This window comes from Embleya sp. NPDC050493, assembly GCF_044458105.1.
GTDB lineage: Bacteria > Actinomycetota > Actinomycetes > Streptomycetales > Streptomycetaceae > Embleya.
This window is the reverse complement of record NZ_JBITHP010000008.1, coordinates 265675-280848: the sequence shown is the minus strand read 5'-3', so window position 1 is coordinate 280848 and position 15174 is coordinate 265675. Positions and strand designations below refer to the sequence as shown.

Below are 15174 nucleotides of genomic sequence, written 5' to 3'. Positions count from 1 at the left end.
CTGTTTCAACCCCCGTGGTCAGGTTGCGGTGGGGAGGTGGGGCGCAGCCGCGACCTGGGCGATCGTCCGAAGTTTCGTGAAGTAGGAGGCACAGTACTCCTCGTTGAGCAGAGGAATGATCTTGTCGAGGTCGGCGATGCAGCCCCAGAGGTAGGCGATGCCACTGTCGTCGAGTCCACCCTTCAGCTCCCTCTGCACGAGACCGGCGATGTCGGCGTCCAGGAGGACCAGATCCACGCCGTCGAAGTCCACGCCGCGGAAGCCGTCCGGGAACGGTGCGCGCAGGTGGTCCTCCCACAGCCGGGCGAGTCCCCCTTCCGGCTGTGCTCCGCCCACGTCGGCGGCTGTCGCCTCTGCCGTGGACGGTGGGCGAAGGAGTAGGGAAACGGCATCGAAGACGGCACGCACCATTGCGACGGCCCGAAGCGGGCGGAGGGCGGCACTCGACTCGGCGCCCTGCGTGAGCTTGTCGCGCAGCAGTCGACTGCGGTCGAGTTCGGCGGCAAGTCCGGCCGTGATGAGCCCTGCGTCGGTGGCCCGCTCGATGAGGACGTGGAGCGGTTCGTTCGTGGCCAGACACTCGGCGAGGACCTGCTCCAGGGCGAACAGGGAATGCGTGACGGCCACGGTCGCGAACTCGTACCGGTAGTACGAGTGCCGGATGAGCTCGCGGGAGGTCTCCATCGCGCTCATGACGTACATCGACGCGTCGCCGGGCAGAACCAGGTCGGCAACCAGGGCGTGCATGTCCGCATAGTCGAGAACGAGGTCGCGGGCGCGCGAGTCCCGTACCGGCAGGGGGCGCGGGTCGGGCGGCGGTGACACGGTATTCACCGGTGCAGTCTCGTCGCCGGAAGGCTGTCGTGGCCATCGGATTTGCCCGGGCCGTTGGTAACCCGCTGTCGCATGTCGCCGGTAGCCGACCTTGAAAAAGAGGCTCAAAGCACGGTCGGAATCGTCGAGGACGACGCCCACGGGAATGTACGCGAGATCCGAACCGACCGCGTCGAACGGGCCGATCCCCACCACCACGGCACGCGCGTCAGCCTCCATCGGGACCCGCTCCCCACCCTCGGCACCAGTCGGCATGCCGGCGTGACGCGACCCAGGGGACGACTTCGCGGATCTGCGTACGGGCGAAGGAGGGTCGGTAAATCCTCCCGAAAGAAGCACCCGCACACGATCCCCGCGAGAACCTGTTTTCGCCACATCCTTGACGTCGTCAAAAACCCTTGCCTATCGTTCCCGTGCCGACGCGGGTCGCGCGGACGACGAGCACGAGGGGATCACCATGGCGGGCGGCACGATCGACGGATTCCAGGTGCACGGACAGGACATCCCCTGGCTGCTCCGGCACTGGGCCGAGCACCGCCCCGAACATCCGGCCCTGGTCTGGGAGCCGGCCGAGGGCACCGGCCGCACCTGGACCTACGCCGAACTGCTGCGCGACACCGAACGATTGGCCGCCGGCCTGACCGGGCGCGGCATCGGCCGCGGCGCCAAGGTCCTGGTACACAGCGAGAACTGCCCCGAGATGGTGCTGGCCTGGCTGGCCTGCGCGACCGTCGGCGCGGTGGCGGTGACCACGAACACCCGGGCCACCCCCGCCGAGATCGCCTACTTCGTCGAACGCGCCGGCTGCGTGGCTGCCGTCACCCAACCCCACCTCGCCGACCCCCTGGCCAAGTCCGGCGCCGCGTTGGACTGGGTCGCGGTCATCGACGGCACCGCCCCGGACACGGTCCCCTTCGCCGACCTGTACGGCGACGCCTCGACCTGGACCGGCCGGCCGATCGAACCGCTGCTCCCGTTCGGGATCATGTTCACCTCCGGCACCACCAGCCGCCCCAAGGCCGTCGTACACACGCACGCCAACGCGATCTGGGCGAGCCGGTCCGGTCCGCGCAGCATCGACCTGGGTCCCGACGACCGCTACCTGATCCACCTGCCCTTCTTCCATGTCAACGCGCAGAGTTGGTCGTTCTTCTCGGTGCTCGGCGCGGGCGCGACCGCCGTACTGACGCCCAAGTGGTCGACCAGCCGGTTCTGGGACGTGGTCGCCCGGCACGGGATCACCCACATGTCGCTGATGCCGTTCTGCTTCGGCGTACTCGCCGCCCCGAACCGCCCGGAAACCGCCCTGCGGGTGGGCGTGTTCGGCCAGGTCGCCCCGGCCCTGGACACGATGCTCGGGCTGCGCGTGTACGCCGCGTTCGGAATGACCGAGACGGTCACCCACGCGATCACCGGCAAACCCACCGAGTACCTGCCCGCCCGCTCGATGGGCCGCCCCGCCCCCGGGTACGCCTGCGCCGTGGTCGACCCCGATACCGGCCGGGAGTGCGCCGAGGGCGAGGTGGGCGAGTTGTGGCTGCGCGGACAACGCGGCGTACAGCTGTTCCTGGAGTACCACGGCGATCCGCAGGCCACCGAGGCCGCGTTCGTCGGCGACTGGTTCCGCACCGGCGACATGGTCCTGCTCGGCGCCGGCGGGAACGTGTTCTACCGCGAGCGGGACAAGGACCTGCTCAAGGTCGGCGGCGAGAACGTCTCGGCCCGCGAGGTCGAGGACGTGATCGGCGCGATCCCCGGCGTCGCGTCGGTCGCCGTGGTCGGCAAGCAGCACGACTTTCTCAGCGAGGTCGTGGTGGCCTTCGTGATCCGCGCGGCGAACGCGCCGGACGAGGACACCCTGGAGAAGAACATCCTGGCGGCCTGCCGTGAGCGGTTGTCCGACTACAAGGTGCCGCGCGCGGTGTACTTCGTCGACGCGTTCCCGCTCGGCACCCTCGACAAGGTCCTGAAGAAGTCGCTCCGCGAGCTGGCCGACAACCGGCCCGCCATCCGACGTCCGGCCGCCCCGGCCCCGGCTGCCGGCCCTCGACGGGATGGCGGCCGGGGCGCGGGCTTGACGGCGTAGTTATTGAGTAATAACTTACTTCTCATGGCAGCCCCCACCAGCCGCACACCCGGCACCGTCCGGATGAGCGCCGACGAGCGTCGTGTCGCGGTCATCCGCGCCGCGATCACCGAGTTCGCCAAGGGCGGCCTGAACGGCACCTCCACCGCGGCGATCGCGAAGCGCGTCGGCGTCTCGCAGCCGTACCTGTTCCGCCTGTTCGACGACAAGAAGGCGCTCTTCCTCGCCACCGTGGAGTACGCCTTCGACCGGGTCGAGGAGCGCTTCCGCCGTGCCACCGAAGGCCTCACCGGCTACCCGGCGATGCATGCGATGGCACACGCCTACCACGACTACCTCGACAGCGACACCGATCTGCTGCGCATCCAGTTGCAGGCCTACGCCGCGGCCGAGGACGCCGAACTGCGGTCCGACATCCGCGGGTTCTGGATGCGGCTGGACACGTTCGCGCGTGAGGTCACCGGAGTCGACGGCGAGGAGCTGACCAACTTCTTCGCACGCGGCATGCTCTGCAACGTCGTCGCCTCGCTCGACCTGCCCCGTGAGCGGTACTTCGACGACATCCTCTCCGCGGATGGCACGTTGCTCCGCTGTGACCTGTGCGAGGACTCCGAGCGGTTCGGCGACCCGCCCACGCCCGACGCGCCCGCACCCGCGCCGTCCGACTGAGCCCGACCCGCCCCACCCGCCCCACCCGCGCCACTCTCGGGCCCTCTCCGCCCGCCCGGCCGCCGAGGGCAGAGCCCTGCCCGCAATAGTTAGTAATCAATAACTAATTCGGCGCGCCAAAGTTAGTCATCGATCACTACATCCGGACCTCGACCCAAGGAATCCCATGAGCCAGCAGCAGGCGCGACCCGCGACCGGATCGCGCACCGTCCTGTGGACCTTCCTCGCCTCGAGCTTCGCCCTGTTCATGGCCTCGCTCGACAACCTCGTCGTCACCACCGCGCTGCCGTCCATCCGCGAGGACCTCGACGCCGGGATATCCGAGCTCGAATGGACCGTGAACGCCTACACCCTCAGCTTCGCGGTGCTGCTCATGCTGGGCGCCGCGCTGGGCGACCGGTTCGGCCGCCGTCGGATCTTCGCGACCGGCATCGGGATCTTCACGGTCGCCTCCGCGATCGCCGCGATCGCCCCGAACTCCGAGACGCTGATCGTCGCCCGCGCCCTCCAGGGTGCCGGGGCCGCCGCGATCCTGCCGCTCAGTCTCACCATCCTGACCCGCGCGGTCGCCCCCGAGAAGCGCCCGATGGCCCTGGGACTGTGGGGCGGCATCAACGGGCTCGCGGTGGCCCTGGGCCCGCTGGTCGGCGGCGCCGTCGTCGAACACGGCTCCTGGCAGTGGATCTTCTGGCTGAACGTCCCGCTCGGCCTCATCCTGGTCCCGCTCACGCTGCGCAAGGTCGACGAGAGCCACGGCCCCAACAGCCGCCTCGACCTGGTCGGCACCGTCCTGGTCAGCCTCGGCCTGCTCGGCCTCGTCTTCGGGCTGGTCCGCGGTGAGGGCCACGGCTGGTCCAGCGTCGGCGTCACCGCCCCGATCGCCGTCGGTGCCGCCCTGATCGCCGCCTTCGTCGGCTACGAGCGCCGCGCCGCACAGCCAATGCTGCCCATGACGATGTTCCGCAACCGCGCCTTCACCGCCCTGACCTTCTCCGGGCTGCTCATGTTCGCCGGCGTCTTCGGCTCGATCTTCCTGCTCACCCAGTACCTCCAGGGCGTCCAGGGCTATTCGCCGCTCGACGCGGGTCTGCGGATCCTGCCGTGGACGATGATGCCCGTGGTCATCGCCCCGCTCGCCGGCCCGCTGTCCGCCCGGATCGGCGGCCGGCCGCTGGTCGTCGCGGGTCTCGCCCTGAGCGCGGCGGGTCTGGCCTGGTTCGCGCTCACCGCGTCGACCGACGTCACCTACGCGCAGCAGATCCCGGCCCTGATCCTGTGCGGGCTGGGCATGTCGCTGTACTTCATCCCCACCGCGAGCCTGCTGATGTCCGTGGTCCGCACGGACCAGCAGGGCGTCGCCTCCGGCGCCAACAACGCGATGCGCGAACTCGGCGGCGTCCTCGGCGTGGCGGTGCTCGCGTCGGTGTTCAGCTCCAACGGCGGCTTCGCCTCGCCCCAGAGCTTCGTCGACGGCCTCGTCCCGGCGCTGTGGGTCGGCGTCGCCCTCGCCGGCGTCGGCTCGGTCACCGCCGCGCTGATCCCGCACGCCCGCGCGGAGTCGGCGACGGAGGCCCCGGCCCCGAAGGCCCCGATCGGTGTCTGACCTCCCCCACCACCGACACCTCGTGGGCGCGCCCTCTCCGGAGGCCGCGCCCACGAGGCCGGTCGGACACCGTGTGCGGCCAGTGCAGTCGGGCCAGGAACACCTTCGGGCGCAGTGCCTTGCCCGAGGCGTCCAGGACGGTCAGCGGGGTGTCGTCGCGCAGCACGGTCGGGGTGCCGGTCACCCCGGAGTTGCCGAAGTCCGCCTGTACCCGGTCCACCCAGGCCCGGTGGCTGAATCGGCGCACGACGTGGTCGAAATCGGCGCCGCGCAGCGCCGGCGCCTCGCCGGCGGCGTCCAGCAGGAAATCGGGGTCGGCGAAGGTGTCCGTCGCCTCGTCCGGCTGCCGTGGGTACAGCACGTGCAGGTAGTCCAGGAACGCCCCCTGACCGACGTCCGCCGCGCCGCGCAGGGCGTTCACCGCCCGCTGCGAACCCTCGCCGCCCAGCCGTCCGTCCAGGAAGGTGGCGAAGTGGTACCGCAGGACGAACCGGCCCTCGTCCGCCAGTCGCCGGAACACCGGCCCGAGCCCCACCTCCATGCGTCGGCAGAACGGGCAGCGCGGGTCGGCGTAGAGGTCCGGACAGCGGGCCGCAGCCGGAACACCGCGACCCGGGTGCGCACGGTCGCGAGGGTCAGCCGAGCCCCCTCCCCGGTCCGCGGCAGCACGGAGGGCGCCTCGTCCGGATGGGACCGCCGATGATCCCCCCGGCGCCCAGACGGTGGAAGGATCCGGTCCATGACCGACCCCGCGATGTTCCACACCGACAGCGCCCCGGCGCCGACCACCTTGTCGATCTCGGCGCAGGACCTGGCGGACGCCGGGCTGGAGCCGCAGTTGCGGTCCTGGATCGGCACCGGCGCCAACGAGCCCGTGACCGCCGGGCAAATCACCGACCTCGTCGGGGAGGACGAACTCGCCCGGGCCGCCGCATCCGTCGGCCGCGCGCCCGGCGATCTCGCGGCGGGTCTCGCCGTCGACCTTCCCCGCCTGGTCGACGCCGCCTCCCCCGACGGCCGCATCGAACCGGACCACGACCGGGACGAGGTGGATTTCTCCACCACGATGACGGCCCGCCTCGTGGTCGCCGCCTCCCGCCCGGTGTCCGACCAGGTCGGGAACCACGCGGCCAACTTCACGGTGATCTTCGACGCCGTCCCGCGCGCCTGACGGAGCGTGCGGTCGTGAGGGGCCGCGGGTCCGGGAAGGTGCCGCACCGGGCTGCCCGATCGCGCCGAAACCGCCGTCGCTTCCGCCACGGCCACCGCGGCGAACCCGGCAGCCGCGGGCCGAAGAGCGAACGTCCCGCCATCGAGCAAACGGGTGGCGGGACGCGGCATGTTCGAGCCGAGTGGCCAACAATCGCTGCCCATGGCCAACTATCGCTGACCGTCGCACGGGGTGGCGGTTGGCGAAGTCGGTCCGTTCGAACTATTGTCCGAATGAGAGGCAGTTTTCGGACTTGGGGGTGGACGCCGACGGAGGTGCGCGGTGGACGGTTTTGCGCACCTGCATGTCGCGTCGGGCTACTCGGCCCGGTACGGCGCCTCGCACCCCGAGGACCTGGTGGCGCGGGCCGCCGAGCGCGGCATGACCACGCTGGCGCTGACGGACCGCGACACCGTCGGCGGCGCGGTGCGCTTCGCCGAGGCGTGCACGGCCCACCGCGTGCGCCCGATCTTCGGCGTCGACCTCGCCGTCGCCCCCGCCGCGCCCGACACGCCCCGCGCGCGGCGGCGCCGAACACCGGTCCGCGGTGGAGCCCACGTCGAACAACCCCCGCTGCGCGTGACCCTCCTCGCCCGAAACCGGGAGGGCTGGGCGCGGCTGTGCCGCCTGGTCTCGGCCGCACACACCGTCGAAGGGCCCCCGGAGGTGCCGTGGTCGGCGCTGCGCGAGCACGCGGGACCCGGGCTGACCGTGCTGCTCGGCCCGACCTCGGAACCGGTCAGGGCGCTGTCCGACGGCCGCCCCGACACCGCCGAACACCTGCTGACGCCGTGGCGTGAATTGTTCGGCGACGCGCTGCGCCTGGAGTGTCTGTACTACGGGTCCCACGGGTCGTTCCACGGGTCGTCCTACGGGTCGTCCCACGGGTCGTCGGGAACCGGGCCGGGTTCGCCGCGTCTGGCCGCCCGCACCGTGCACTTGGCCGACCGGGTCAAGGTGGCGGCGGTGTTGACCAACGCCGTGCGCTACGCCGATCCCGACCAGCACAGGATCGCCGACGTCCTGGACGCGGCCCGCCTGCTGCGCCCGATCCGTTTCCATCGCCCGGACTACCTCGATCCGCGCGAGCGCTGGTTGAAGGACCCGGCGGCGATGGCCGCGACCGCGGCACGCATCGCGGACGCCGCCGGGGCCGGGCCCGACCGCGCTCGAACACTGCTCGCGCGGACCGCGGCCACCGCCGACGAGTGCCGGGTGGATCCGGTGGCGGACCTGGGTCTGGGCGGCACGTTCTTCCCCGAGCCGACCGTGGTCGGTGCCACGGCCGAGTCGGCAGCACGGGTGTTGCGCGAGCGTTGCCAAGCCGGGATGGTCCGCCGCGGTCTGGACCGCGACGAGGCCGCGATGGGGCGGTTGGCGCGGGAGCTGGAGGTGATCGGCCGGCTGCGGGTGGACACCTACTTCCTCACGGTCGGCCAGGTGGTCGCGGACGTGCGGGAGATGGGGGTGCGAGTGGCGGCGCGCGGGTCCGGGGCGGGGTCGATGGTGTGCCACGCGCTGGACATCGCCACCGCCAATCCGCTGGACCACGGCCTGCTGTTCGAACGGTTCCTGTCCGAGCGCCGGTCGTCGCTGCCGGACGTGGACATCGACGTGGAGTCCGCCCGGCGCCTGGACGTCTACCGCAGGATCTTCGAACGGTTCGGCAGCGAGCGCGTCGCGGTGACGTCGATGCCGGAGACCTACCGGGCCCGCCACGCGCTGCGCGACGTCGGCCTCGCCCTGGGCCTGGCCGCACCCGACATCGACCGCATCGCCAAATCCTTCCCCCACATCCGCGCCCGCGGGATCACCACCGCGCTGGCCGAGTTGCCCGAATTGCGGTCGCTGGCGGCCGAGGCGGGGCGATATGGGCCGCTGTTCGAACTGGCCGAGAAATTGGACGCGTTGCCGCGCGGGATGGCGATGCACCCCTGCGGGGTGATCATCACCGACGCCACCCTGCTGGACCGACTGCCGGTGCAGCCCACGCCCGGCGACGCCTTCCCCATGGTCCAGGCCGCGAAGGAGGAGGTCGAAGCCCTCGGCCTGATCAAGTTGGACGTGCTCGGGGTGCGGATGCAGTCCGCGATGACGCACGCGGTCGCCGAGGTCGAACGCACCACCGGCGAACACATCGACCTCGACGACCCGCGCCAGGTACCGCTCGACGACTTCTTCGCGTTCAAGCTGATCCAGGCCTCCGACACCATCGGCATGTTCCAGCTCGAGAGCCCCGGACAACAGGACCTGCTCAGCCGCCTGCAACCGCGCGGCGTCCAGGACGTCATCGCCGACATCTCCCTCTTCCGGCCCGGACCGGTCGCGGGCGGCATGCCCGAGCGGTACATCGCCGCCCGCCACGGCGCCGCCCCCTCCTACCCCCACCCCGACCTGGAACCCGTCCTCGCCGACACCTACGGCGTCACCATCTGGCACGAGCAGATCATGGGCCTGCTGTCCGTCATGACCGGTTGCGACCTGGCACTCGCCGACGTCGCCCGCCGCGCGCTCGGCGACCGTGACCGCCTGCCCTCGCTCCGGACCTGGTTCCACGCGCACGCCGCCGCCCGCGGCTACACCCCCGAAGTGCGCGAGGAGGTGTGGCGCATCGTCGAGAGCTTCGGTGCGTACGGCTTCTGCCGCGCGCACGCGGTCGCGTTCGCGGTGCCCGCGTTGCAGAGCGCGTGGCTCAAGGCCCACCACCCCGCCGCGCTGTACGCCGGGCTCCTCGAGCACGATCCGGGGATGTGGCCGCGTCGGGTGATCGTCGCCGACGCCCGCCGCCACCGGGTCCCGATCCTGCCCGTCGACGTCAACCACTCCCGCCCCGGCCACACCATCGAGCAGACCGGCGACGGCACGTGGGGGGTGCGGTTGGCGCTGTCCGCGGTGCGCGGCATCACCGACGAGGAATGCGCCCGCATCGACGCCGGCCGCCCCTACACCTCCCTGTCCGACCTGTGGCAACGCGCCCGCCCCGCCCTGCCCACCGCCGAACACCTCGCCCGCATCGGCGCCCTCGACGGCCTCCACGACGGACGCCTCACCCGCCGGGACCTGCTCCTGCAACTGCCCGAACTCCACCGCCGCACCCGCAGGGTCGGCGACGGCCAACTGCCCCTCGCCGACAGCCGACTCGACGCCACCGCCCCCAGCGGCCTACCGGAGATGACCATGCGGGAAGCCGTCGGCGCGGAACTCCACGTCCTGGGCATCGACCTCTCCCGGCACCTGATGGAACACCACCACCGACTGCTCCGCGAGATCGGCGCCGTCGACGCCGCCCACCTCGCCGAACAGCCGGCCGGCCGACAGGTCCTGGTCGCCGGCGTCCGCGCCTCCACCCAGACCCCGCCCATCGCCTCCGGCAAACGCGTCATCTTCGTCACCCTGGAGGACGGCTCCGGCCTCGTCGACCTCGCCTTCTTCGAGGACTCCCACCCCGCCTGCGCGCACACCGTCTTCCACTCCGGACTGCTCCTGGTACGGGGCAAGATCCAGGTCCGCGGACGGCGGCGCACCGTCGTCGGCAGCATGGCCTGGGACCTGGACGAGATCGCCACCCTCCGCCGCGACCACGGCCCCCAGGCCGCCCTCGACCTCCTCGGCGCCCCCACCGCACACCCCACCCCCGCCCAACCACGGCGCATCCTCGTCCACGGCACCGGAGCACTCCAACACCCCTACGCCGACCTCCAACCCCCCGGCCAACGCTCCGCCGACCTCACCCGCTACGGCCACCGCAGCCCCGGAAGCCCCGGCTGACGACACGGTGTGGCGTTCCTCCTCGTCCCGGAACACCTCCACCCGGCCGCGCGGTTGCTCCCGACCCGGCTCCTCCGCCGCCGGATTGCACCGCAGCGTCAGGCATCCACGGTCGGATCGCCGGCCAGGAACTCGCGCACCAGTTGGTCCGTGCCCTGCGGTACGTCCTGTGGCAGGCCGTGGTGGGTGGTGCCCGGAAGGAGCGAGGCGCGGGCGTGCGGGATCAGCAGACGCACGTTGCGCAGTGCCTCGTCCGCGGCCTGCGCGCGTCCTGCCTCGGCAAGCAGGACCAGGACGGGAACGCGCAGCGAACGCAGCGCCTTCGCCGCCGGGCGGGGCCCGATGACCGGGCGTTCGGTGGGGACGGCCGCCGCAAGCGCGTCGAGGGTGCGCCAGACGTTCTCGGCTCCGGCCCGCCGTGTCTCCCACTCGGTGAAGGCACGACGACGGGCAGGGGTCGGGCGGACGAGGCCGGGCAGGGCGCGCAGAAGGTAGCCGAGCCGAAAACGCGCGAAGCACAGGGTGGGGTCGACGAGGACGAGTCGCTCCACACGCTCCGGCGCCCACAGGGCGTAGTGCAGGGCGATCCACCCACCGTAGGAGTGACCCCCCAGGGCGGACCGCGCCACGCCGAGCCCGTCGAGTACCGCGTCGAGCCAACGGCACAGGTCCTGCGTCGTACGTGGGGGGCGGCCCGTCACCCGGCTGCGCCCCGGCTGCCCCAGCAGGTCGACGGCGTAGACCCGGTGCTCTCGGGCCCATTCCGTGGCACGGTCTCGCCACACCAGGGATGTGGCGCCGCCGCCGGGAAGCAGGAGCAGCGGCGGAGCGTCCCGGGGCCCGAGGGCGTACACCCGGGTGGGACCTTGGGGCGTCGGGACGGTGAGGTGCTCGGTGGCCGCCGGCCAGGTGGAGAGTGCTTCGTCATAGGCCTGCCGAAACAGTTTCCGACCGTCCATCAGGGCTCCTCCTCGTCTCTCCGTTTCAGATTTCTCTCGATGAACGATAGTCTCGCCGAACGAGATATGTCCGCCGGGGGTTGCCCGGTGGACGGATGTGGAGGACCGATGCGGGAGTCGGACGAAACCGAGGGGAACGACCCCGGCGTCGAGGTGTTCCACCTGTTGCGGGCGGTCACCGTCGAATACGGGCGTCGGCAGATGGAATTCGCCGAACGCAACGGCATGCACCCGACCGATCTGCGGACGCTCATCTGCCTGCTCGACGCCGAGCGCGCCGGCGTGCGGGCCACACCCGGCTGGGTCGGGGCGCGGACCGGCCTGAACTCGGCGGGAACCACATCGGCCATCGACCGACTGGAACGGCTCGGCCACGTCACCCGTGAACGGGACCCCGAGGATCGCCGGCGCGTACTGCTTCGGGTGTCCCCGCAGGCGATGCGCCTGGGACGCACCGCGTTCGGCCCGCTCATCGACGAGGCCACCCGAATCCTGCGGGAGGAATTCAGCGCCGAGGAAGTGGCAACGGTGCGCCGGTACCTCGAGCGAATGCGACACACGATGACCGCGCCCGATCACCTCGTCGACTGAACGGCCACACCATCACGCAACCGCCATCGGGTGCGCCCTACCCGTTCACGCAGGTGCGCAGGAATCGCGCCTCGCTCAGGTGCGACGTGCTCGGTATCGCACCCCACATGCGAGCACACCGATCGGTGGTGGGCTGGATGCCGGACCCGGTCAGCGCCGCACGCGACTGGCGGGCGTATTGGTCGGTCACGCGATTGCGTTCGTCGTCCTCACCTCCACATCCGGCCACGCTCACGAACACCAGCGCGATCACCAGTGCGCGAACACGCCACCCCACCCGCGTGATCGCCACGGCCGCGACAGGCGACCGGCCGATATGCGGCCCCGGCGGCCCCACCACGAGCCGCCGCACACCCCGCGAAAGGCTGCGTTCCTCCTTCACGAGGGCACAACTCTCGTACGCCTGAACAACATTGAGCCTGTCCATGCCCTGACGCATGACATTTCGCCTCAGACTTCCCGGAACTCGTGGGCAACCGCGGAAGCGGTGGCGCCCGTCCCCTCCGAGCGCCGCCGCCCGAACGACGTTAGGGCGAGGCCGGGCATACCACCAGCGACCGGATCTCATGGAACCCATGCGTCCCGGGAATGTATCGAGGAAGATGGCGACGACCCTGAAGACGATCACCCGGGCGGGACGGACATGTTCGAGATCGACGCGCTGCGGTTGCTCGTGACCGTGGCCGAGAGCGGGTCGTTCACGAAGGCGGCAGCCCGGCTCAACTACACGCAGTCCGCGGTGTCCCGCCGGATCGCCACCCTGGAACAGCGGGCCGGTGGACCGCTGTTCGAACGACTCCCTCGGGGCGTCCGGCTCAACCCCGCCGGCCGTACACTGCACCGCCACGCCGTCGAGGTGCTCGACCGCCTGTCGCGGGCGGAGCGGGAACTGGCCGCGCTGCACGCCGGACACGGCGGCCTGCTGCACGTGGGCGCGTTCGCCACCGCCAACATCTCGCTCGTCCCCACCGCCCTGCGGGCACTACAGGACGCCGAGCCGAGTGTCGAGATCGTCGCCGTCGAAGGGCCGACCGACACACTGATCGAACGCCTCGCGGACGGGACTCTGGACCTCGCCGTCGTCAGCGACTACCCGTCCGGTCTGCCGTCGGCCGACGGCGTCACCACGACAGTGCTGTGCGAGGACGAGCTGTTCGTCGCCCTCCCGCGCGGGCACCGCCTGGCCGGAGCCGAGACGGTCGATCTGCGTGAACTGCACGACGCGGCATGGCTCCAGAACGCCTACGGAGACCGTCCCACGATGCTCGCCGACGCCTGCGGCCGGGCGGGCTTCAGCCCCAGGAAGATCATCCGGGTCGCGGAGTGGGCCGGGAAGTTCGGTTACGCGGCCGCCGGGCTGGGGGTGGCACTGGTCCCCTCGCTGGCCGCCCGGGCCGTCCCCGACGAACTCGTCCTGCGCCGCCTCACCGACCCGGCCCTGCGCCGGACCGTACACGTGGCGCTGCCCACCGCGCCCCTGCCGACAGCACTGAAACTGCGGGACCTGCTCCGCGAAGCCGTGACCCGACCCGTTGTCGACATCGAGCGCCGAGCGCCGAGCCCGATCCGCCCGTAAGCGACTTCGAGTGCCTTACCGGCGCCTCCGGCTGCGGCGCAGCAGCACGAAGGCGACGGACACGGCCGCTGCCGCGATCAGAGCGGTGCGGTTGGCCTTTGCCATGGTCGCGGCCGTTTCGGCCTTCTCCCGGACCGGGTCGGGAGTCTTCTCGGCGGCGACGTGTCCGGCGCGGGCCACACTGCTGCGAACGTGGGTGGCCGCGTGCGCCGCCTTGTCGAGGACCGGATCGGGGGTCTTGTCCTTGACCAGTTCGGTGGCCTGCGCCGCCTTCTCCCGGAGCCGGTCGGTGACGTGTGTGGCCTTCTCGGCGGTTTGTTCCTTGATATCGGCCGCCTTCGTCTTGGCCTGGGCCTTGACGTCGGTCTTGGCTGCCAGCGCCTCCACCGTCCGGCCGAGTTCCTCGCGGGTGTGCTCGACCTGCTCGCGCAGTCGTTCGGGTGTGGGCGCGGAGTTCTCGTCCTGGGGCTGGTGAGTCATCGGTGTGCCTTCTCCTTGATCTCGGCGACATCGGCCTTGACGCTGTCGATGGTCCGTTCGGGTACGGGAGTGCCGGCCTTGGCGATCTGCTTCTTCCCGGCGGCGGCCATTGCCGCGGCGACGGCCGCCAAGAGGGCGGCGGTGATCAGGGCCGAAGCCCACACCGGCAGGAGCAGGGCAAGGGCTGCGATCACGGTGACGACGAGGGCCTGCGCGGCCAGGATGCCGACCAAACCGGCGCCGCCGAACAGGCCGCCGCCCACTCCGAAGCGTTTGCCCTTCTGGGTCATCTCCGCCCGGGCCAGCTGCATCTCTTCGCGGACCAACTCGGAGATTTGCTGCGACGCTCGTGACACGAGACTGCCCACCGACTCGTCGGTGCCGCTGCGGCCCGGCTGTCCAACGGTACTCATGGCATCCTCACCTTCTTCCTCGTGCCTGGTGGAAATTTTCAGCGCGATGGCGACCAACGGCCTCGTCCTCGGATCACCGCGCCGGCCCGGCGGCCCAGGTGAGTACCGGTCGTACCCCCAATGGGCGCCTCCGCGTTACGTTTCGCGGAGTCGATGCCGTTCAAGCACGGCAGCTACCCCGCAACCCGCCGGTCACTCACCGGCGGCCGTCTCATCGCCGAGCCACGGATCGGGGGGCGGAGTCCCGGCCCCCGTCCACACGTCCCCACGTCCACGGCCCGGTCGATCCGTACCGCGGGCGTTCAGCGCTCACCCCCACCACGCCGTCCCCGGAACCCATCGGCGCAGCAGCATGCGCGGGGTGTGGCGGACGAGCCAGGCGCCGGCGAGGCCGATGGCGGCACCGGCGGCGACGTCGCTGGGATAGTGGGCGCCGGATTGCACTCGTTCGGCGGCGACCATGGCGGCCGGCAGCGCGCACACGGCGGCCGCGCGCGGCCATGACGGGGCGACGGCGGCGGTGAACGCGACGGCGGCGGCCGTATGCCCCGAGGGGAACGAGGAGGAATCGGGACGGTCCTCGACCTCGTCGTGGGGAATCAACTCCTTCGGAGGGCGCGGACGGTCGACCACACGCTTGGCCACGCCGTTCGCCAGCACCTGCGCCACCACCAGCGCGGACAACCCCGCCGCCGCCGAGACACGCCCGCGCGACCCGCCCACCGCCGCCATCACCACCGCGGCGGCGCACCACAACTTCGAACTCTCCGCCGCCTCCTCCACCCCGGACAGAATCCGGCCCACCTTCGCAGGCACCCGCGACGCCACCCGCCGGGTCCAGACGCGATCGGCACCACCCAACCCGCACGGCATCCTCATGACCATGCGCATGTCCCCGGCACGCCGCCCTACTCCTTCTCGCGGCAGTCCTCCTTCCTCCTTGCGGCCACGCCTCGCTCCCCGCCCGGGAATGCGTCTCCTCGCC

General features: G+C 71.4%; 14 protein-coding genes. 7 read left to right on the top strand and 7 right to left on the bottom strand.

Features of this window, described 5'->3' with window-relative positions:
- Nucleotides 1–18: 18 nt before the first annotated feature.
- On the bottom strand, nt 19–1053 hold the full coding sequence (locus ACIBM5_RS18810; protein ID WP_396007899.1) for a hypothetical protein: 1035 nt from the start codon (nt 1051–1053) through the stop codon (nt 19–21).
- Nucleotides 1054–1291: 238 nt separating this feature from the next.
- On the opposite strand from ACIBM5_RS18810, the gene ACIBM5_RS18805 reads away from it, so the two are divergent.
- The 3 genes from ACIBM5_RS18805 to ACIBM5_RS18795 all read left to right on the top strand — a co-directional run bounded on the left by ACIBM5_RS18805 (nt 1292) and on the right by ACIBM5_RS18795 (nt 5192).
- Nucleotides 1292–2920, top strand: a complete 1629-nt coding sequence (locus ACIBM5_RS18805; RefSeq protein ID WP_396007898.1) for a class I adenylate-forming enzyme family protein — start codon at nt 1292–1294, stop codon at nt 2918–2920.
- 24 nt (nt 2921–2944) lie between these two features.
- Entirely contained in the window at nt 2945–3589 is a 645-nt protein-coding gene (locus tag ACIBM5_RS18800) for a TetR/AcrR family transcriptional regulator (RefSeq protein ID WP_396007897.1), read from the top strand.
- 166 nt (nt 3590–3755) lie between these two features.
- Complete coding sequence (locus ACIBM5_RS18795; protein ID WP_396007896.1) at nt 3756–5192, top strand: MFS transporter; 1437 nt, start codon at nt 3756–3758, stop codon at nt 5190–5192.
- Here ACIBM5_RS18795 and ACIBM5_RS18790 read toward each other — a convergent pair.
- On the bottom strand, nt 5113–5955 hold the full coding sequence (locus ACIBM5_RS18790; protein WP_396007895.1) for a DsbA family protein: 843 nt from the start codon (nt 5953–5955) through the stop codon (nt 5113–5115). The genes ACIBM5_RS18795 and ACIBM5_RS18790 overlap by 80 nt on opposite strands.
- On the opposite strand from ACIBM5_RS18790, the gene ACIBM5_RS18785 reads away from it, so the two are divergent.
- Both ACIBM5_RS18785 and ACIBM5_RS18780 read left to right on the top strand, forming a co-directional pair.
- Nucleotides 5932–6363 (top strand): YidB family protein, encoded by a 432-nt coding sequence (locus tag ACIBM5_RS18785; RefSeq protein ID WP_396007894.1) that lies wholly within the window; start codon nt 5932–5934, stop codon nt 6361–6363. The two genes, ACIBM5_RS18790 and ACIBM5_RS18785, sit on opposite strands and share 24 nt — an antisense overlap.
- 321 nt (nt 6364–6684) lie before the next feature.
- Nucleotides 6685–10170 carry a DNA polymerase III subunit alpha gene (locus ACIBM5_RS18780; protein WP_396007893.1) on the top strand — a complete coding sequence of 1162 codons (3486 nt, stop codon included), beginning with the start codon at nt 6685–6687 and terminating at the stop codon, nt 10168–10170.
- 98 nt (nt 10171–10268) lie between these two features.
- Here the strand turns inward: ACIBM5_RS18780 and ACIBM5_RS18775 are convergent, their stop codons facing one another.
- On the bottom strand, nt 10269–11129 hold the full coding sequence (locus ACIBM5_RS18775; protein ID WP_396007892.1) for an alpha/beta fold hydrolase: 861 nt from the start codon (nt 11127–11129) through the stop codon (nt 10269–10271).
- Nucleotides 11130–11237: 108 nt separating this feature from the next.
- Here ACIBM5_RS18775 and ACIBM5_RS18770 point away from each other — a divergent pair, with 108 nt between their 5' ends.
- Complete coding sequence (locus tag ACIBM5_RS18770) at nt 11238–11720, top strand: MarR family winged helix-turn-helix transcriptional regulator (RefSeq protein WP_396007891.1); 483 nt, start codon at nt 11238–11240, stop codon at nt 11718–11720.
- Nucleotides 11721–11757: 37 nt separating this feature from the next.
- On the opposite strand, the gene ACIBM5_RS18765 is transcribed toward ACIBM5_RS18770, so the two are convergent.
- On the bottom strand, nt 11758–11997 hold the full coding sequence (locus tag ACIBM5_RS18765) for a hypothetical protein (RefSeq protein WP_396007890.1): 240 nt from the start codon (nt 11995–11997) through the stop codon (nt 11758–11760).
- Between the two features lie 366 nt (nt 11998–12363).
- Between ACIBM5_RS18765 and ACIBM5_RS18760 the strand changes: the two genes are divergently transcribed.
- Nucleotides 12364–13296, top strand: a complete 933-nt coding sequence (locus ACIBM5_RS18760) for a LysR family transcriptional regulator (protein WP_396007889.1) — start codon at nt 12364–12366, stop codon at nt 13294–13296.
- 15 nt (nt 13297–13311) lie between these two features.
- Here ACIBM5_RS18760 and ACIBM5_RS18755 read toward each other — a convergent pair whose 3' ends face one another.
- The 3 genes from ACIBM5_RS18755 to ACIBM5_RS18745 form a co-directional block, all read right to left on the bottom strand.
- Nucleotides 13312–13776, bottom strand: a complete 465-nt coding sequence (locus ACIBM5_RS18755) for a DUF3618 domain-containing protein (protein WP_396007888.1) — start codon at nt 13774–13776, stop codon at nt 13312–13314.
- Complete coding sequence (locus ACIBM5_RS18750; RefSeq protein ID WP_396007887.1) at nt 13773–14189, bottom strand: phage holin family protein; 417 nt, start codon at nt 14187–14189, stop codon at nt 13773–13775. The genes ACIBM5_RS18755 and ACIBM5_RS18750 overlap by 4 nt, the downstream gene beginning before the upstream one ends.
- A gap of 309 nt (nt 14190–14498) precedes the next feature.
- A complete protein-coding gene (locus ACIBM5_RS18745) occupies nt 14499–15005 on the bottom strand; it encodes a phosphatase PAP2 family protein (protein WP_396007886.1) in 507 nt (168 codons plus the stop codon).
- Nucleotides 15006–15174 lie beyond the last annotated feature (169 nt).